The sequence below is a fragment of the Amycolatopsis nivea genome, from assembly GCF_004522235.1.
GTDB classification, from domain to species: Bacteria; Actinomycetota; Actinomycetes; order Mycobacteriales; family Pseudonocardiaceae; genus Amycolatopsis; species Amycolatopsis nivea.
In genome coordinates this window covers 53,395-70,957 of record NZ_SDLT01000034.1, presented here as the reverse complement: position 1 = coordinate 70,957, position 17,563 = coordinate 53,395, and the positions used below count along the sequence as shown (strand labels likewise).

Below are 17,563 nucleotides of genomic sequence, written 5' to 3'. Positions count from 1 at the left end.
CCGGTCAGCGTAGAGAAGCCCAGAACCCGCAGTGGTGATCTTTCGCGAATCCGGTCAGCGGCTGCGCGCCGCCCGGCCGGTACGCGACGGCCTGTCCGGTCGGGCCGCCGCGGACGAACGCCGTCCAGTCGTCGACCATCCGGTCCGCGAGCCGTTGCTGCGCCGGGGTGAATGTCGTTGGCTGCTCGGCGAAATCGAACAGGTACGGCAGCTCCGCGGTGTGCGTGGCCCCGAGCGGGAACGGCGCGCGCAACGCGGCCGCCGCCGGCGAGGTCGGATCGTTGAACTCGTAGGTCGACACGCTGGGCAGCGAACTGGCGAGCCGCGCGGACGGGCAGGCGAACGCCCAGTCGGTCACAGCCGCCGCGTACGCCAGCGATGCGTTGCCGCTGAACGCATCCACCGGGTACTCGCGAGCGACCGCGTCGGCGTGCGGGAAGACGTTGGCAAGCGCTTGCGGGTAGCCGTGCCGCGTGACTTCGCGGCCGGCCGCGGCCTGTTCGGCGAGGAAGTACGTGAACTCGTCGTGCGTCGTGCCCAGCATGACCGGCACCGGAGTCGCGGGAACCTTCCCGGGCAGCACCGAACCGCCGGTGACCGGTCCCGGCATCTCGATGCCCGCGATCGAGCTGTACGCCGGTGCGGTCAGGAGTTTCCCGACGGGCAGCTCCCGCAGGCATTTCGCGGCGGTCCGGCGGTCGGTGCAGCCGCGCGCGGCGGCGTACTCGATGCTTTTGGTTTCGGCAGCGGGCAGCGTCGCCTGCGCCTGGCACGGTCCACTTTGGATGATCGCCGCGCGGAACAGCCCGCGCGAGCCGGGGGCGACGAGATGGTCGCACACCGACATCCCGCCCGCGGACTCCCCCGCGATCGTCACCTGGTTCGGGTCGCCGCCGAAGGACGCGATGTTGTCGCGCACCCACAGGAGCGCCTGCTGCTGGTCGAGGAAGCCGTAGTTCCCGGGCTCCGGGCCTAGCGACGGGTCAGCGAGGAAGCCGAGCGCGCCGAGCCGGTAGTTGAGCGTGACGACCACCGCGTCGCCGCGGTCGACCAGCCGGGCGGCGCCGTAGCGGTTGCCGCCGCCGCTGAGGAACGCGCCGCCGTGCAGCCACACCAGGACCGGCCGTCCGGTCTCGCCGACCGGCGGGGTCCAGACGTTCAGATAGAGGCAGTCTTCGCTGGTCAGGGCTCCGTCGGCGGCCTGCGGACAGCGGGGCCCTGGTTTCGTGGCGTCGCGCTCCCCCGTCCAGGGCTCGACCGGGGCGGGCGGCTGCCAGCGCCGCTCGCCGACAGGTGCGGCCGCGTACGGGATGCCTTGGAAGAGCCGGTGATCGGGAGCGACACTGCCGCCGACAGCGCCGGCTGCGGTGTGCACGACGTCGCCTGCCCGGGTGATCGCCGCGACCGAAGACGCGCAGGCCGACGCGGCCAGAACGGGGACGACGGCCAGCGCCGCGAACCACCGTCGCCGAATCCCCCGAAAAGCCGCCGCCACCGGCCGGACGATACCGGCCGGGCGTCCGGGCCCGGCCGCCGGATCATCCGGCGGAGCGCGAGAACCGCCCCGCCGGGCAGCGTCGAGACCAGACCGAGCACGCCGTAGCCGACCGCGACCGTCACCCCCTGTTCCGCGCCCAGTCCGGCGGCGGCGAACGAAACCGCCGCGGTGCCTTCGCGCGGGCCGAATCCGCCGACGTTCAGCGGCATCCCCATCGCCAGCAACGCGAGCACGAGCAGCGGCAGCAGGACGCTCAGCGGCGCGGTCGCCCCGGCCGCGCGGGCGGCGACCACGAACAGCGTCAGATGCCCGGCCGCCGCCAGCAGAGACCAGCCGGTGACGCCGGGCCACGCTTCGAGCACGCCGGTCCGGATGTCGGCCGCCCAGACGTGCCGCAGCCGTTTCCGCATCGCCACCGCGACGACGGCCAGCGCCACGATCACGATCCCCAGGCAGATCAGCACCTGCCGCGGCAGCAGCTCCGGCCGGAAGACCACGACGGCCAGTCCGGCGACCACCACCAGGGTCTGTCCGGCGGCGCGTTCGAGCACGACTGCTCGGATCCCGCGGCCGACGTCGCCCGATCGGCGTCCGTGCTGGACGGCGCGGTGGACGTCGCCGAGCACGCCGGCCGGGAGGACGCCGTTGAGGAATTGCGCGCCGTAGTAGTCGCCGACGGCTTCACGAAACGGCAGGTGCAGGCCGAGCCGACCTGCGACCAGCCGCCAGCGCGCGGCGCTCGCGAGCGTGGTCACGACGCCGATGACCAGGGCTATCGCGATCGGTCCCGGTCCCAGAGCCCGCAGGCCGCCAGTGAACGCTCCTGTGCCGAGCCGCCACCACAACGCGGCGATGAGCGCGGCTCCGGCCAGCAGTCGCAGCCACCGCATCAATCCACCGCCAAGATTCCGCGCAACCGGGCCGCTGCCTCGGCCCATCCCTCCAGTGTGCGCGCTCGCGCGACAGCCGCAGCACGGAGTCGTTTCCGCAGGTCAGGGTCGTCGCGCCAGCTCCGGAGCGCGTCCGCCAGCGCTGTTTCGTCGCCGGGCGGGACGAGCATTCCTGGCAACTCTCCGTCCGGTGCCCGGCCGAGCGCGTCGGGTACACCGCCGACGTTCGAGGCGACCACGGGGATTCCGCGAGCTAGCGCCTCCGTGACAACCATGCCGTACGTCTCGGCGTGCGAAGGCAGGACGAGCAGGTCGGCGCGGTCGTAGGCGTTCTCTAGCGCTTCTCCGGCGAGCGGGCCGGTGAAGTGGGCGCGAGGGTGGCTCAAGCTGTTGGCGTAGGCGGGGTTTCGGGTGCGCGAGCCGACAACGTCCACCTTCAGTCCGTCTACTTCGGACAGTGCTTTAAGGAGGATGTCCTGGCCCTTGCGCGGGGTCACCGCGGCGACACAGATCAGCTGGGACACCCCGTCAGTCCCGGTCGCCCGCGGCGCCGGATCGGTCCCCGGCGGTGCGATGTGGACAGTCGCGAGGCCGTGCCGCTGCTCGACCGCGCGGGCGGCGGCGGGGCTGGTGACGATGACCTGGTCCGCCAGGTTGAGCGTCTTCCGTTCGCGGGCGTCGAGGTCAGCCGCGCGCTGCGGGTCCAAGCCGGTTTCGTCGGCCAGCGGGAGATGCACGAGGACGGCCAGGCCGATCCGGTCCGCGTGCCGGGCGAGGACGTCCGGCACGCCGCACGCGATCAAGCCGTCGAGCAGCACTTTCGCGCCGTCGGGAACCTCGGCGAGGACCTGGTCCAGCTGACGCCGGTCGCCGTCCGGCCAGGTCCCGCCGACTGGCCGCAGCCGCACCCGCAGCTGCTCGGCCATGCGGCGGTCGTAGGTGTTGCCGCCGCTGGGCACGCCGAGGTCTTCGATGTCGCCGGGCACTACGAAACAGGACAGTCGCACGTTGCCTACACGGGCGGCCGGCCGATCCGGTTCAGCCTTCGAAGGTGTCCGGGTCGAAGCCCGTCCGGCGGCCCTCGTCGAGCCCGCTGAGGACGTCCAGGTCGCCGTCGCTCAGGGAGAAGTCGAAGATGTCGATGTTCTCCCGCATCCGCTTCGGCGACGACGACTTCGGGAACACGACGTTGCCGAGCTGGATGTGCCAGCGCAGCACGATCTGGGCAGGCGTTTTGCCGTGTTTCTCGGCCAGTTCGGCCAGCAGCGGGTCTTCGAGGACCTCGCCTTGCGCCAGCGGGCTCCACGCCTCGGTCACGATGCCGTGCGCCTCGTGGTACGCGCGCAGTTCCGGTTGCTGCAGCGCGGGATGCAGCTCGATCTGGTTGACCGCGGGCACCGTCGCCGACTCGGCGGCCAGCCGTTCGAGGTGCGGGATCTGGAAATTGGACACCCCGATCGCGCGGGCCTTGCCGGCGCGCTGCAGTTCCTCGAAGCCGTGCCAGGTGGCGACGTACCTGTCCTGTTTCGGCAGCGGCCAGTGGATCAGGTAGAGGTCGACGTAGTCCAGTTCGAGCCGCTGCAGGCTGCCCTCCAGCGCGTTGATCGCGTTGTCGTGGCCCTGCGCGTCGTTCGCCAGCTTTGTGGTGACGAAGATTTCCTCGCGCGGTACGCCCGAATCGCGGATGCCCGCGCCGACGCCTTCTTCGTTGCGGTACATCTGCGCGGTGTCGAGGTGCCGGTACCCGGCCTCGAGGGCTTCGCGCACCGCCGCGGCCGTTTCGTCCGGCGGGATCTGGAAGACGCCCAGGCCGAACTGCGGAATCCGGACGCCGTTGTTGAGTTCGAGCTGCGGAACGCGGTTCGTCTCGATCGTCATGTCGGCGGCCTACCCGTGCGCGGCGGTCGTGAAACTCGCTGGATCAGGCGGCGACCGCCTCGCGGACACCCAGAATTTCATCGGCGCCGGTCACCGAAAGACACCGCCGGACGGCGTGCGCCGGTCCGACCACGACAGTGAACTGAGGGTTCCGCTGATGCGCGTCGAGCAGGGCGCGAACGCCCGCGCAGCTCAGAAACGCGACACCGGACAGGTCGACGACCACCGGCCCGGCCAACGGCGCGACGGCCGCTTCGAAAACATGCGCGGTAGCCGCGTCGAGGTCCCCGACCGGAGCGAGGTGAATCGCGTCCGCCCGCCTCGTCGCGCGGACGGTCAATTCCACCGGCGCGGTGACGCCGGGAAGGTGGAGAGTCATGGGTTTGCGCTCCTTTCGCAGAGACCTGCTTGGGGCGCTGACCGCAGTATGGTTCTGGACAACAGCCAACACAGGCGACCGTACGCGTTCTCCCGGTGCGGTCAACCCGGATCACCACGAGGTTCACTCACGCGGCGGCCGAGTCCGCCTGGTCGGGGGGCTGACGCTGACGGCGCGGTGACAGGGTGCGCTGGGGCGGAGTCCTACGGGCGCGGTTGTTGGCGGGATGCCGGTTTCGCGGCGACGGAACGGGGTCGTTCATCGGCCGTTCATGCGGGGGCACCTGGTCGGGGGATGCCCGGTTCGCCGTTCGCGGTTCGCCGCTCGCGCCGCGGCTGGCGGTTCTTGGGATGCGGCTCCGCCGGGCTTCAGACTCTGCCTGGCTTCAGTTGGTGCTCGCGGCTCGAGCCCGCCGGGCTTCAGCTGATCCTCGCAGTGCGAGCGCGCCCGGCCTCAGCTGATCCTCGCGGCACGAGCCCACGGACTTCGGTTGATCCTCGCCACGCAAGCCCGCCAGGCTTCACTTGATCCTTGCGACACGAGGTCGCCGGGCCCTGGGTGATCTTCGCGGGGCGACTCGGCCCGGCTTCAGTGATGATTGCGAGGCGAGCCCGCCGGACCTGAGCTGGCCGGTGGGCCGATCCGCCCTCCGAGCCGAATCCTCGGCGCGGCAGGCATTAGCGCAGCGACGAAGCCTCGCCGACTCCCGCAGCAGGTCATCTCTCCTGCCCGGGAGCCTTCCGGCCGCTGCCGCCGATGTCCACTATGGACAGTCAGTCGCGCAGGGCGAGCTTCGCGAGTTCCTCGTCGAAGTCGAAGCAACGGTCTTCGGAACCGACCGGAACCTCGTCGTAGGTGCGGTCGAGGAAGTCGGCGAGTTCGTTCGCCGCCGCCTCCAGCACCGCGGAACCGTCGGGTGCGTTCAGCTCCACCAGCACGTGGCTGTCGTCGGCGGCGGGACGCACCTGGACGTCTCCGTCGCCGGCCGGGGCGAGCAGGCCGTCGGCGAGCAGGTCCCGCCCGAACAGCCAGCGCACGACTCCGCCGCCCGCGTGGTAGCCGACCGACACCGCGAACGGATCCGCCGGGTCGTATTCCAGATCGGCGCGCACCGGCAGCGGGACGGACCCGAACGTGCGCAGCCCGAAGATGATCGTCGCGCGGACGACCTGCGGTTCGGTTTCCACGACGGCGCCTCCTTCGTTACCCGGTCGCGAACCTGTCCGGACCGAAGTGAATGTTTCTCAATAAGTAACGCGCCGTAAGAGCCTAAGCTGCCCGACGGGGGAGATTTCACCCCAACGGTGGAGATCTACGTCTCAGTCGGCTACGCAAGGGCAGCATTGACAGCAGGATCGGGCAACGCACCCGCCGCCGCCCCCGCCGGACAGGGGCGGCTTCGACCTGCGGAAACGGACCGCCACGATCGTGGAACCGGACGGCCCGAGGGCGCGCGGAAAGATCGTCGCCCGCTTCCCGGAAATATCGGCGACCACCGGGACGAATCGATTCAATGATGAGCGGCGGCTCGGTTGCTGCTCAGCGGCGGTGGCGACGGCAGAGTCCGGTCTCGGCGCCGGACCGGAAAGCGAATCCGCAGTGGAAGCGGCCGGGCAGGGACAGGTCGGCAGCGGCGCGGGCGAGCAGCAGTTCGTCGGGGGCGGAGCTTCGAGAAGGTCAGCGCGTCCGCTTGAGAAAGGCCTCGACGGCGTCCACGACCTCGCCGGGCGCTTCTTCCGGAACGTAGTGGCCGCCGGGGACGGCATGACCGGCGACCGCGGCGGGAGCGGCGTGATGGTCCTGCCAGACGCGCACCACGTCGCGCCCGCCGAGTCCGCCCTCGGCGCCCCACAGGAGCAGCAGCGGGGCCCGCACCCGCAGTCCGCTGGCGTGATCCGCCTCGTCGCGTTCGAGGTCGGCCGAGAAGCCGGTCCGGTAGTCCTCGAAGGACGCCCGCAGCCGCGCCGGGTCGCTGAACGCCTCGACGTAGCGCTGGAAGGTTTCCTCGTCGACGGCGCCGGATTCGCGCACCCTGGCGAAGAAATGACCGAGATACGCCTCGACGTTCCCATCGACCAGCTTCGCCGCCAGCTCCGTGTTCCGGTGGAAGAACCAGTGCCACATCGCGCTCGCCGAATCGCGGTCGAACGAGTTCATGACCACCCGTGTGGGGAGAATGTCCAGCAGCGCCAGCGCTTTGACCTCCGCCGGGCGATCGAGCGCCCAACGATGCGCGACCCGCGCGCCGCGGTCGTGCCCGATCACCGCCGCCGACTCGAACCCCAGGTGATGGATCAGGCCGCTCAGGTCCGCGGCGGCGGCCCGTTTGCTGTAGTCCCCGGACCGGGCGAGGCCCGAAGCGCCGTAACCGCGCAGATCCGGGGCGACGACGGTGCGTCCCTGGCTGAGCGGCTCGATCACGTGCCGCCAGCACGCGTTCGTCTGCGGCCACCCGTGCACCAGGACGACCAGCTCCGGCCCGTCGCCTTCGACGCGGTAAGCCAGTTCCACGTCGTCGAGGCGCACCGATTCGAGCGTGTCCCGCGGCATAGTTCTCCTTGCGGTCGTTGAGTTTTCTCGCGTCCACAGTGGACGCGACGGTCAGGAGGCGCCCAGCGCCGGATGGCGGGCGAGCAGGTCGTCCAGCCGGGAGCCGACCTCCGCGCAGTTCTGCCGCACCACGGCGAGGAACGCCGCGAGAACCGGCGAGGAATCGGCGGCCCGGAAGGACATCTGCAAATCCGGCAGCCGGAAGCGGGGCTCGACGTCGCAGAACCGGATGTCGTCGCGAGCGATCAGGCGCATCCGGTTCGGGCCGAGCCCGACCCCCGCGCCGCAGGCGGCGAGCCCGGCGATCGTGTGGACGTCGCGCGCCAGCGCGGCCCCGTCGAGGGCGGCGGGATCGTGCTCGAACAACGGTCGCAGGTAAGAGCCGGCGGCGTCCGCGCTGACCACGAGCGGCTCGCGCGCCAGCTGCCCGGCCTCGACGGACCGCTGCCCGGCGAAGGGGTGCGCCGACGAGACCACGGCGACCAGATGATCCGCGCCGATGGGCACCGTCACCAGGTCCTCCGCCCCGGCTCCGCGAGGGCCGCCGCGCCCCACCGCGACATCCAGTTCGCCGGCGAGCAGGGCCGCGGACGCGGTCGGCGTGTCCAGTTCCTGGAGGACCATCCGGACATCCGGACGGGCCCGCCGGAACCGGCCGAGCACGCCCGGCAGCGGGTCGAGCAGCGCGGACCCGATGAACCCGAGCCGCAACCGCCCGGTCTCCCCGCGCGCGGCCCGGCCCGCCTCGACCCGCGCGAGTCTCATCTCGGCGAGCGCGCTGTCCGCCCTGGCAAGGAAGGCATTGCCCGCGGCGGTGGGGAAAACGCCGCGCGGGGTGCGGTCGAACAGCCGCTCGCCGACCTCGCGTTCGAGCGCGGCGATCTGGGTCGACAGCGGCGGCTGGGCGATGCCCAGCGACGCCGCGGCGCGGCCGAAATGCTGGTGCTCGGCGAGCGCCAGAGCGTAGCGAAGATGACGGGCTTCCACGCGGCCACGATACGCGGAAAGTATGACGAAGGCTCCTGTCAGATATGAACGTGGATAACGGGGCAGAGCTGCGGTGACCTGGTGCGGTCCGTGATCAACCCTTGCGAAGGGCCCTGGAATGACCCGTCCGTCCTCGTCCGAGACCGTCCTGCTGCTCGTCCACGGCGCCTGGCACGCCGCCCTGCACTGGAGCTCGACCCAGCGCGCGCTCAGCCGCCACGGCCTTGCCAGCATCGCCGTCGACCTGCCCGGCAGCGGGCTCGGCGCGCCCGTCCCCAGCGGGTACTTCCGGCCCGGCCAGCCGGGGCTCGCGGCCGAGAAGTCGGCGCTGAGCGACCTCACCTTGCAGGACAGCACCGACGTCGTGCTCGAAGCGCTGGTCAGCGCCCGCACCCGCTACCGGAATGTGCTGCTGGTCGCGCACAGCGCCGCGGGTTCCGTAGTGTCGGCCGCCGCGGAGCAGGCACCCGAACTGGTCGACCGCCTCGTGTACCTGTCCGCGTTCGTGCCCGCGGGCCGGCCGCGGTTCTCCGACTACATCGAAGCCGAGGAGAACGCCGGCGCCGTCCAGATTCCGCCGGTCGGCGACCCGGCCGAACTGGGCGCGATCCGGATCAATCCGCTTTCTCCCGACCCGGCGGTCACTGACGTCATCCGGCGCGCGTTCCTAAACGACCTGCCCGCGGACGCCCCGGACTCGTGGCGGCAGTTCCTGCACCCGGATCACCCGCTATCGCACTACGGCACACCAGTTCCGCTCTCGGCGGAGCGCTGGGGACGGCTCCCGCGCTCCTACCTCCGGTTGACCGGCGACCTCGCGCTGCCGCCGGTGACCCAGGATCTGATGATCGCCGAGGCCGACCAGGTGACGCCGGACAATCCGTTCCAGGTGCATTCCCTGCCGGGCGGCCATTCGCCGTTCGTGATCCGGCCGGAGGAGCTGGCGACGCTGTTCGCCGCCATCGCGCTGCAGCGGTCCGCCCGATGACCACGACGCGGTCCCCCTCCCGGCGGCTTCTCCTGCCGATCATCCTGTCCGGCACTTTCGTGCAGCTGTTCAGCGTCACGGTCATGCAGGTGGGCGTGGTCGACGTCCAGCGAGATCTGGGCGCCGGGGCAGGCGAGAGCCAACTGGTTCTCGCCGCCTACACCCTCGCCTACGCCTGCTCGCTGATCGTTTCCGCGCGGCTGGGCGACAACTACGGCTACCGGAGGATGTTCGTCGCCGGGATGGCGCTGTTCACTCTCGCCTCGGTCGGTGCGGCCGCCGCGCCCGAAGCGTGGGTGCTGATCGCCGGGCGTCTGCTGCAGGGTTTCGGCAGCGGGCTGATGGCGCCGCAGATTCTGTCGATCATCCAGTCCGCGGTGGCCCCGGGCCGTCGTGCCACCGCGTTGAGCGCGTTCGGCGCGACCATGGCGGCCGCTTCGCTCGCGGGCCCGGTGCTCGGCGGCGTGCTCATCCAGCTCGACCCGCTCGGACTCGGCTGGCGGGCGGCGATGCTGCTGACCGTTCCCGTCGGCATCGCCGCCCTCGCGCTCTCCCCCGCGCTGCCGCCGGATCACCGCGAACGCACGGCGGCACGCGTCGACCGGACCGGGGCGGCGCTGAGCCTGTTCGGCTTGGCCCTGCTGGTCTTTCCCCTGACGACGGGGCGGGACGCCGGTTGGCCGTGGTGGACGTGGCTGAGCCTGGCGCTGGCCGCGGCGCTGCTGGCCGGTTTCGCGATTTCCCAGCGCAGGGCGGCGGAACCGCTCGTCCATCCGTCCGCATGGGCCGAACCGGCGACGCGATGGGGGCTGGGCATCGTCCTGGTGTTCAACGCCGGAGTGCCGTCCTTCACGCTGTTGCTGTCGATGCATCTGCAAGGCGGGCAGGGCTGGAGTCCGCTTCAGACCGGGTTCGGCATCACCCCGTACGCCGTCGGGGCACTGGCCGGGAGCGGGATCGCGAAGAGGCTGGGCCGGCGCTTCGGCCCGTGGGCTCTGGCGTCGTCCTCCCTGGCCATGGGATCGGTGTCGCTGGTCGTCCCGGCGACCATCGGCGACCCGGCCCTGCGGTGGCTGTACTGGCTCGTGCTGTGCCTCGGCGGCATCGGGTTCGGCGTGTTCACCGCTTCGGCGTTCACCCAGATCATCGCCAGAGTCCGCCCCGAAGCCGCGACCTCGGTCTCGGGTCTGCTCCCGACGGCACAGCAATTGGGCGGAACCCTCGGCGTCACGTTCGCGGGCATCGCCTACGCGACGTCCGCCGGGAACCCCGGCCAGGCGTTGTGGCACGCGATGACCTACGAGGCCGCGGTGTTCGCGTTGGCCGCCGCCTTCGCTTTCGGACTGGCGGGCCGCGCGGCTCGAAAAGCACCGGCCCGGACCGGCTCGGCGATCTGCTGAACTCACGGCTGCGCGCGGTAAGTGGGGTCGGCTCGGTATTTCCGCGCGGTTTCCCGCAGGCAGTGCAGGAGCAGGTCGCCGTATTTCGGGTCCGTGCCGGCCCAGGCGGCCCAGGTGCGCATCCAGTGTTCGGGCCGGTGTTCGCTGAGCGGGACCCAGGTCCAGCCGGGAAACCATTTGCGCGCCGAGGCATTGCCGATGAGGACCGCGTCCACGCGGGAACTCGTGGCGATCAGTTCGCTGTGTTCGGAGAAGGCGCGAAACAGCCAGTCGACTTCGGTCCGGGTGGTCGCGGCGGCGGTGCGGAGGCTGATTTCCTCGCCCTTGGAGGAATGCGCCATGACGCGCAGGCCGGCGAGGTCCGTGACGTCGATTTCGGTTCGGCCGGCCGGGAGCGCGTCCTCGCGGAAGACGCAGCCGAGTCGTTGCCGGAACAGCAATTCCGCGTGGAGTTCGGGCGGTTCGGTGTGCATCAAGCTCAGATCGAGCAGTCCGTTGTTGAGCATCCGCCGCTGTTCCTCGCTGGTGGCCTCGACGATGGCGAACCGGACCTCCGGCGCCTCGGCGGCGACCGACGCCAGGTAGTCCTCGATCCAGCCGTGCGGAACTCCCGAGGGCACTCCGAGATGCACGAGGCGCCCGCCGGCCGAGGCGGTCTGGAGGACTTCCGGGACCCGGTCGACGAGTTCGAAGATCGACAGCAGGTGCGCGCGCAGGCCTTCCCCCGCGACGGTCAGCGTGGTGCCAGCCGGCGTGCGCCGCAGCAACTGGTGCCCGAGGTTCTTCTCCAGCTGGGCGATCTGCCTGCTCAGCGTGGGCTGAGTGAGGTGCAGTGCGGCCGCGGCGCGCGAGATCGAGCCGTATTCGGCCACCGCGCGGAAGTAGTCGAGCTGACGCAACTCAAGCATGGGGACATGCTATGCCTCCGGAGCATGAGGATGGCCAATAACAGGTATTTGCTAAATAACCGGCGGCCGCTGACGATCTGAGGACCGAAGACACTCCCCGGAGGACCCCATGAGCGCAAAGATCGTCGAGCTGGCTTTCGAGCGGTTTTCCGGTGGCGCCGCGCCGTTCTCCTTCGTGCTCGTGCACGGCTGGGCCCGGTCCCGTTCGGACTGGGCTCCGATCCTCGACGGTCTCCGTGCCTTCGCTCCGGTCGTGGCCGTCGACCTGCGCGGGCACGGCGAGTCCCGGCCGGGCGAGGGCATGCGGCTTCCGGATGTCGCAGCCGACGTCCGGGCCGTGCTCGAGCGGCTCGGACTCGCTCGCGTCGTGCTGGTCGGGCACTCCGCGGGCAGCGAGGCGGCCGCCTTCCTCGCCCGGCGGGAGCCGGAACTCGTCGCCGGTCTGGTCGTCGTCGATCCGGCGTTCGGGCTCCCCGACGACGACCGCGCCCGGATCGAGGCGCTGGCCGGGCGGCTCCGGCGGGAGGATCCCGTCGCCGTCGCGGCCGAGCATTTCCTGAAGTCCGGGCCCAGCCCGTTGCCGGGCGTCGGCGGGCTGGTCTCGGCCACGCCGGAAGCGATCCGCGATCTGTTCGCCGACTTCGCCTTCGCGCCGGAGGCCCTGCATTTCCAGACCGAGACCGCCGGGTTCTTCGCCGGGTTCCCCGTTCCGGTCCTGGCGTTCTACCGGAACGAAGAACGTGCCGCTCTCGCCCGGGAAATCCTTCCTGCCGCCCGGATCCACGTGCTTCCCGGCGGCCATTGGACCCACCACGAGCACCCCGGCGAGGTCGTGGCCGCCATCGCGGACTGGATCCGCTGACCGAGTTCTTTTTTCTTGCGCTGAAAGGAAAGAAGAGAATGACCGAGCCGCAACGCGTCGCCATCGTCACCGGCGGGGCCGGAAAACTGGGGAGCGCCATCGCCGCGCGGCTCCTCGAGGACGGCGTCGCCGTCGTGGTGGCGGACGTGAACAAGGAAGCGGCAGCCGCGACCGTCGCGGGGTTCCGCGAGCGGTTCGCCGCTCCCGCCGTCGACATCGCCGCCGACCTCGGGTCCGTCGAGGCGATCGAGTCGCTGGTGGACGAGACTGGCGCCCGGTTCGGCCGGATCGACATCGTCGTCAACAACGCCGCGGTGAACCGCCGGTCGACCCTGTCCGAACTCGCCCCGGACGACTGGGACCTGATGAGCGGCGTGAACCTGCGCGCGCCGGCGATCCTGGTGAGCCGCGCGCTCGGTTTCTTCAAGGCGCAAAACGGCGGCGCGATCGTCAACATCGCCTCGCGGAACTGGGTTTCCGGCGGCCCGGTGGCCTACACGACGATGAAGGCCGGTCTCGTCGGCATGACCCGCTCGTTCGCCACCGAACTGGCGAAATACCGCGTCACCGCCAACGCCGTAGCGCCCAGCTTCATCGAATCGGACTTCACCGGCTACGACCGCGACGAGGAGCAAATGCGGCGTCTGCTGGAGCAATACCAGGCGATCACCCCGCTCCCGCGCATGGCCGAACCCCGCGATGTCGCGAACGCCGTCGCGTTCCTCGCCTCGCCCGCCGCGTCCTTCATCACCGGCGAAGTCCTGCACGTCTGCGGCGGCGCCCAGCTCGCCCCGCTCCCCCGGACGCCGCTCGCCGTCGAGCGCTCTTCGCGGCGATGAGGTTCAGCGTCGCGACGATCTCGTTGCCCACCCTGGACATCGGCGAATCGATCGCCGAAATCGCCGCGGCCGGGTTCGGCGGTGTCGAATGGCGCGTCGAGCCGCGTCCCGGCAGCATCCCGGATTCGCCGCCCGCGCACCCGTTCCTCGTGGACCACCGGTCCACCCTCCCGCTCGACGTCGCGGCGGCGAAGAGCGTGGCGGCGGAAACTCGCGCGGCGGGGCTCGAAGTGGTCGGACTGGCGCCCTACGTCGAAGTCGGCGACACCGCCACGCTCCGGCTGGCCTGCGACATGGCCACGGCCGCCGGCACCGGACAGATCCGCTTGCAGGCACCGAGAATCTCCCGCACGAACAAATCGTATTCCGTCCTCTATGGAGAAACAGTCGCGTTCTTCGCCGACGTCGAGGCCACGGCGAAGGAAACCGGCGTCCGGGCGTTGCTGGAGATCCACCACAACACCATCTGCTCCAGCGCGTCTTTGGCGCACCGGGTGGTCGCGCGGTTCGACCCGGCGCACGTCGGCGTCATCTACGACGTCGGGAATTTCGTCTTCGAAGGCTACGAGGCGCACGAAATCGCGCTCGACCTGCTCGGCGACCACCTCGGGCACGTGCATCTGAAGAACGCCGCGCACTTCCGGTCGCCGGGCGGGGCATGGCGGCCGGGGTGGACGCCGCTCGAAGACGGTGAGATCGACGTCCCGCACGTCCTGGGACTCCTTCACGAGCACGGCTACCGCGGCTGGGTGTCCGTGGAGGACATGAGCCTCGACCGTGCCCCACGCGCCGCCTTGCGCCACAACGCGGCACAGCTCCGCGAGTGGGGCTTGCTGCACTGACACCTCACCATCCAGGACAAGGAGGTCCTCGCATGGACACCGCGGAACCGTCCGCAGGCACAGCCCTGCCCGAGCACCCGGCCGTTTCCCGCTACCGCTGGGTGATCTTGGCCAGCTGCTGGCTGGCTTTCACCCTCATCTACATCAACCGCACCGCGTGGTCGGTGGTCGCCGTCGACGCTTCGCATTCCCTCGGGCTTTCCGTGGCCCAGCTCGGGATCTTCGCCACGGCGCTGTCCATCGGCTACGTCGTCACCAACATCCCCGGCGGCATCGTCGCCGACCTGATCGGCGGCCGGATGGCAGCCGGGATCTCCTTGGTGACCGCGGGAATGCTGACCTTCGCGTTCGGCAGCGTCAAGAACGTCGGCGTGGGAATCGCGATCCAGATCCTCATCGGGCTGGTCAGCGGCGCCGACGTCGCGTCCTTCACCAAGCTGATCAGCCGCTGGTTCCCGCCCCGCGAGCGCGGCACCGCGTTCGGCCTGTACATCACGTCGACCGCGCTGGGCGGGGTGATCGCGAACGCCTCCATCCCGGAATTGCTGACGGCCCTGCACTGGAACGGCGTCTACTACCTCCTCGGCGCGCTGACCGTCGCCGTCGGCGCGGTGTGCTGGGCCCTCCTGCGCAACAACCCGCCGTCCCCGGTCGAACCCGCCGGCGAACCCCCGGCCCCGGGCGGCGGCAAGCTCGGTCTGCGCGCGATGTTCGCCAATCGCAACCTGGTGTCGCTCGCGGCGGCCGGCCTCGGCATGCAATGGGCCACCCTCGGGTTCCTGGCCTGGGGCAACTCGCTGATGGTCAAGGCGCTCGGCCTGTCCGCCGGGAAGGCGGCGCTGGTGATGGTCGTCGTCAGCACCACGGCCATCGGGGTCAAACCGCTGGTCGGCTTCCTGTCCGACCGCGTCCGCGGCACCCGCAAGACGCATCTGATGGTGCTCAGCGGGTACTTCGCGCTCATCCTGGCGGTGTTCGGGCTGGTCCGGAGCTACTCGATGCTGCTCGTGCTCGCTCCGTTCCTCGGGCTCGGCGTCTACGGCTATACGGTGCTCACGAACTCGACCGTGCCCCAGTACGCGGATCCGCGGTTCGTCGGCGGGTCCTTCGGTTTCGCCAACACCGCCTGGCAACTCGGCGGCGTCTTCGCGCCGGTCGCGGTGGGCGCGGTGTTCAGCGCCACCGGTTCGCTGTTCCTCGCCCTCGCGGTTCTGGCGGCCGGCCCGTTGCTGGGGGTATTCCTGCTCCTGCCGATCCGCGAACAAGCCAAGACAGCGGTCTCCGCCGAAGGGAACTCTCTTGTCCACACCAGACACTGACCGGCTCGAAATCCGTGCGCTGGTGGAAAACTGGGCCCTGTGGCGAGACGCTGGGGACTGGGATCGGTTCGCCACGGTGTGGCATCCTCGCACGGGCTGGATGAGCGCGACCTGGTTCCAAGTCCCGGCGTCCGAATTCATCGCCGCCAGCCGCACGGGATTCGAGAACGGGGTGAGCATCCTGCACTTCCTGGGCGGGCACACCGCCGACATCTCCGGCGATCGCGCGGTCGCCCAGACGAAGATGACCATCAACCAGCGCGCGGACGTCGACGGCGTGCCAGTGGACGTGGTGTGCACCGGCCGGTTCTACGACTTCCTCGCGGTGCACGAGCGGCAGTGGAAGATCGTGCGCCGCCAGCCGATTTACGAGAAGGACCGCCTCGACGCCGTCGACCCGGCGGCTTCGCTGTCCCTCGATCCGGCTTTGCTCGGCCGCTTTCCGATCGGCTACCGGCACCTCGGCTACGTCCAGACGAAGGCCGGGTTCACCGTGCGGGAGGGCCTCCCCGGCTTGACCGGCGCCGCCGTCGAGACGCTGTACCGGGAAGGGGACGAGTGGCTGGCGGGCTCGATCGCCCCAGGGACCCCGCTCCGCTGAAGTCCTGCGGAGCACCGGCCGACGAGCCGCGCTGGGCGGTTTCTCTCCGGCTGTAGGTCCACTTCGTACCGTGCGTCAAGCTGCCGCTGGTCGAGGGGCGCGATGCGGCCGATGCTGCGCCGCACGCCACAGCTACTGAGAAACCTCAATGTGGCACCCGGTGTGCGGGATGCAGCGCGCTGCTGGGAAACCTCAGCGAGCCGTCGAGCAGAGGGTCACCGGCTCCACTCCTCCACCCGCACCCCCATCAACCGAGCCGCCGCGCGCAGTTCTCTCCGGCGGTCTCCCGGCACCGCATGCACGTGGTTCGCCCCGAAACGCGACAGGAACGTCTCCGAAGCCACATCCAGACGCGCGAACGCGTGCGGCCACTCCGGCGTCGAGCGCGACACCAGCTCCTCCGTCGTCCGCGCGTCGTAGTTCTCGAACTCCCCCAGCACCAATTGCATCCGATACTCCCCGTCCAACCGGCTCAACCGCGCCAAGGTCATCCGGCCGGGGGCGGCGATGTGCTGCACCGAAGCCCCGCCCGCGGGGAAGAAGAACACCTCCGGATAAAGGTGCACCCGCGCCAAATTCTCCGCCGGGTCCTCGCTCCGCGCGGCGAACCATGTCGCGTGCTGGCCGGAGTTGCACAGGTCCCACACGTCGCGGTCCGGGTGGTAATGCCGGACATCAGCAAACAGCACGGGCGTCCCGGTGATCCGATGCATCAGCTGCATGGTCAGCGCACCGTCCATGTCCGCTTCGGTGGCGGTGACGTGCACGGCTTTGGGGCCGTTCCAGTCGTACGGATCGTTGAGCAGCGCCTCGGCGACATCGGCGGTCGCGAAGTGCTCGGTCAGCTCCGGTTGTGCTTTGATCCCAGAGAAATCCAGGTGGCGTTCGGCAGCGACATCGCGCACGGCAAGGTAAAGACGCAGTTGGCGTTCCAGCAACTCCGGGGTGAGCCGATCTCCATCGTAGTGCACGGTGGCATGTTGTTCCAGCCATTTCCGGCCGTCGACGGCCGCGGAAGAGGGGCCGGATTCGGCGCGGCGGACGAGTTCGTATTGGTCGATTTCCTCGACGTCCACGCCGAATTGGCGCATCCACTGATCGGTATTGGCCACCGCGGTGTTCATGCCCATCGGCCGTCCGCCGAAGCGGCCGAAGGTCGAACCGCGCAGCGAACCGACGGCCGCGGCAGCGCTCGCGTGTGCGCCGACTTCGGCGATCAGTTCCGGGTCGGAAGGCGAGCCCCACAGGCGGGTGTGCGTGCGGCCGATCTGGTCCAGCGCTCCTCCGGCGGCGAGCATTCCGACCAACCCGGGCTCGGTCGGGTCGGTGCTCGCGACGAGCAGCAGCGGGCCCGGGGTCGCGTCCGCGGCCAGCATGGTGAAGTGCGGAAACGCCCACACCGCGTAGTACAGCACCGTCACGTCCACCGAACTCGCGGCGACCGAGCGCGCGGCCGCGGTCGCGGTGGTGTTCGTGGCTACCAGTCCTCCGGTGACGACGTCGTGGCCCGCCGCGGTCAGGGCGGCGGTGAATTCGTCCACTTTGGACCGGATGAAGCCGGTGTTCCGCCGGTGCACGTGGTCGCGCCCGTCGGAGACGGCGAGGACACCGATTCGCGCCAT

16 protein-coding genes and 1 pseudogene are annotated in these 17,563 nt (G+C 70.4%); 7 read left to right on the top strand and 10 right to left on the bottom strand.

Features of this window, described 5'->3' with window-relative positions:
- Positions 1-4: 4 nt before the first annotated feature.
- From EIZ44_RS32240 to EIZ44_RS32205, 8 genes and pseudogenes are all read right to left on the bottom strand, one after another.
- On the bottom strand, positions 5-1,375 hold the full coding sequence (locus tag EIZ44_RS32240; RefSeq protein ID WP_240691475.1) for a carboxylesterase/lipase family protein: 1,371 nt from the start codon (positions 1,373-1,375) through the stop codon (positions 5-7).
- 203 nt (positions 1,376-1,578) lie between these two features.
- A pseudogene (locus EIZ44_RS32235) lies at positions 1,579-2,388 on the bottom strand (lysylphosphatidylglycerol synthase domain-containing protein); the annotation flags it as partial.
- Positions 2,388-3,374, bottom strand: coding sequence for a glycosyltransferase family 4 protein (locus tag EIZ44_RS32230; RefSeq protein WP_240691474.1), 987 nt, complete (start codon positions 3,372-3,374; stop codon positions 2,388-2,390). The gene EIZ44_RS32230 and the pseudogene EIZ44_RS32235, both read right to left, overlap by 1 nt.
- 52 nt (positions 3,375-3,426) lie before the next feature.
- The gene (locus EIZ44_RS32225) at positions 3,427-4,266 is read right to left on the bottom strand and encodes an aldo/keto reductase (RefSeq protein ID WP_134732904.1); all 840 of its coding nucleotides are present in this window, start codon (positions 4,264-4,266) and stop codon (positions 3,427-3,429) included.
- A gap of 43 nt (positions 4,267-4,309) precedes the next feature.
- The gene (locus tag EIZ44_RS32220; RefSeq protein ID WP_051729638.1) at positions 4,310-4,645 is read right to left on the bottom strand and encodes an STAS domain-containing protein; all 336 of its coding nucleotides are present in this window, start codon (positions 4,643-4,645) and stop codon (positions 4,310-4,312) included.
- 773 nt (positions 4,646-5,418) lie between these two features.
- Positions 5,419-5,832 (bottom strand): SsgA family sporulation/cell division regulator, encoded by a 414-nt coding sequence (locus EIZ44_RS32215; RefSeq protein ID WP_134732902.1) that lies wholly within the window; start codon positions 5,830-5,832, stop codon positions 5,419-5,421.
- A 490-nt stretch (positions 5,833-6,322) separates the two neighbouring features.
- Positions 6,323-7,195: an alpha/beta fold hydrolase gene (locus tag EIZ44_RS32210; RefSeq protein WP_134732900.1), complete on the bottom strand. Its 873-nt coding sequence runs from the start codon at positions 7,193-7,195 to the stop codon at positions 6,323-6,325.
- Between the two features lie 51 nt (positions 7,196-7,246).
- On the bottom strand, positions 7,247-8,182 hold the full coding sequence (locus EIZ44_RS32205) for a LysR family transcriptional regulator (RefSeq protein WP_037818749.1): 936 nt from the start codon (positions 8,180-8,182) through the stop codon (positions 7,247-7,249).
- 118 nt (positions 8,183-8,300) lie between these two features.
- On the opposite strand from EIZ44_RS32205, the gene EIZ44_RS32200 reads away from it, so the two are divergent.
- Both EIZ44_RS32200 and EIZ44_RS32195 read left to right on the top strand, forming a co-directional pair.
- Entirely contained in the window at positions 8,301-9,170 is an 870-nt protein-coding gene (locus tag EIZ44_RS32200) for an alpha/beta fold hydrolase (RefSeq protein WP_037818748.1), read from the top strand.
- On the top strand, positions 9,167-10,570 hold the full coding sequence (locus tag EIZ44_RS32195) for an MFS transporter (protein ID WP_134732898.1): 1,404 nt from the start codon (positions 9,167-9,169) through the stop codon (positions 10,568-10,570). The genes EIZ44_RS32200 and EIZ44_RS32195 overlap by 4 nt, the downstream gene beginning before the upstream one ends.
- A 2-nt stretch (positions 10,571-10,572) precedes the next feature.
- Here the strand turns inward: EIZ44_RS32195 and EIZ44_RS32190 are convergent, their stop codons facing one another.
- Entirely contained in the window at positions 10,573-11,478 is a 906-nt protein-coding gene (locus tag EIZ44_RS32190) for a LysR family transcriptional regulator (RefSeq protein WP_051729636.1), read from the bottom strand.
- Positions 11,479-11,587: 109 nt separating this feature from the next.
- Here EIZ44_RS32190 and EIZ44_RS32185 point away from each other — a divergent pair, with 109 nt between their 5' ends.
- Genes EIZ44_RS32185 through EIZ44_RS32165 form a run of 5 tightly spaced genes read left to right on the top strand, consistent with a single transcriptional unit; the run spans position 11,588 to position 15,941 of the window.
- Complete coding sequence (locus tag EIZ44_RS32185) at positions 11,588-12,340, top strand: alpha/beta fold hydrolase (protein ID WP_037818744.1); 753 nt, start codon at positions 11,588-11,590, stop codon at positions 12,338-12,340.
- Between the two features lie 38 nt (positions 12,341-12,378).
- The gene (locus tag EIZ44_RS32180) at positions 12,379-13,179 is read left to right on the top strand and encodes an SDR family NAD(P)-dependent oxidoreductase (protein ID WP_051729634.1); all 801 of its coding nucleotides are present in this window, start codon (positions 12,379-12,381) and stop codon (positions 13,177-13,179) included.
- Entirely contained in the window at positions 13,176-14,021 is an 846-nt protein-coding gene (locus tag EIZ44_RS32175) for a sugar phosphate isomerase/epimerase family protein (RefSeq protein ID WP_037818742.1), read from the top strand. Before EIZ44_RS32180 ends, EIZ44_RS32175 begins: the two co-directional genes overlap by 4 nt.
- Before the next feature lie 32 nt (positions 14,022-14,053).
- A complete protein-coding gene (locus tag EIZ44_RS32170) occupies positions 14,054-15,340 on the top strand; it encodes an MFS transporter (protein ID WP_051729632.1) in 1,287 nt (428 codons plus the stop codon).
- Positions 15,321-15,941, top strand: coding sequence for a nuclear transport factor 2 family protein (locus EIZ44_RS32165; protein WP_134732896.1), 621 nt, complete (start codon positions 15,321-15,323; stop codon positions 15,939-15,941). Before EIZ44_RS32170 ends, EIZ44_RS32165 begins: the two co-directional genes overlap by 20 nt.
- 215 nt (positions 15,942-16,156) lie before the next feature.
- On the opposite strand, the gene EIZ44_RS32160 is transcribed toward EIZ44_RS32165, so the two are convergent.
- Positions 16,157-17,563, bottom strand: a complete 1,407-nt coding sequence (locus tag EIZ44_RS32160; RefSeq protein WP_134732894.1) for an L-fucose/L-arabinose isomerase family protein — start codon at positions 17,561-17,563, stop codon at positions 16,157-16,159.

Excerpts from the sequence above, each read along its gene's own strand:
- EIZ44_RS32200 (WP_037818748.1), top strand. The coding sequence starts at position 8,301 with ATGACCCGTCCGTCCTCGTCCGAGACCGTCCTGCTGCTCGTCCACGGC.
- EIZ44_RS32160 (WP_134732894.1), bottom strand. The coding sequence starts at position 17,563 with ATGGCGCGAATCGGTGTCCTCGCCGTCTCCGACGGGCGCGACCACGTG.
- EIZ44_RS32175 (WP_037818742.1), top strand. The coding sequence starts at position 13,176 with ATGAGGTTCAGCGTCGCGACGATCTCGTTGCCCACCCTGGACATCGGC.
- EIZ44_RS32210 (WP_134732900.1), bottom strand. The coding sequence starts at position 7,195 with ATGCCGCGGGACACGCTCGAATCGGTGCGCCTCGACGACGTGGAACTG.
- EIZ44_RS32220 (WP_051729638.1), bottom strand. The coding sequence starts at position 4,645 with ATGACTCTCCACCTTCCCGGCGTCACCGCGCCGGTGGAATTGACCGTC.
- EIZ44_RS32180 (WP_051729634.1), top strand. The coding sequence starts at position 12,379 with ATGACCGAGCCGCAACGCGTCGCCATCGTCACCGGCGGGGCCGGAAAA.
- EIZ44_RS32195 (WP_134732898.1), top strand. The coding sequence starts at position 9,167 with ATGACCACGACGCGGTCCCCCTCCCGGCGGCTTCTCCTGCCGATCATC.
- EIZ44_RS32225 (WP_134732904.1), bottom strand. The coding sequence starts at position 4,266 with ATGACGATCGAGACGAACCGCGTTCCGCAGCTCGAACTCAACAACGGC.
- EIZ44_RS32170 (WP_051729632.1), top strand. The coding sequence starts at position 14,054 with ATGGACACCGCGGAACCGTCCGCAGGCACAGCCCTGCCCGAGCACCCG.
- EIZ44_RS32190 (WP_051729636.1), bottom strand. The coding sequence starts at position 11,478 with ATGCTTGAGTTGCGTCAGCTCGACTACTTCCGCGCGGTGGCCGAATAC.
- EIZ44_RS32185 (WP_037818744.1), top strand. The coding sequence starts at position 11,588 with ATGAGCGCAAAGATCGTCGAGCTGGCTTTCGAGCGGTTTTCCGGTGGC.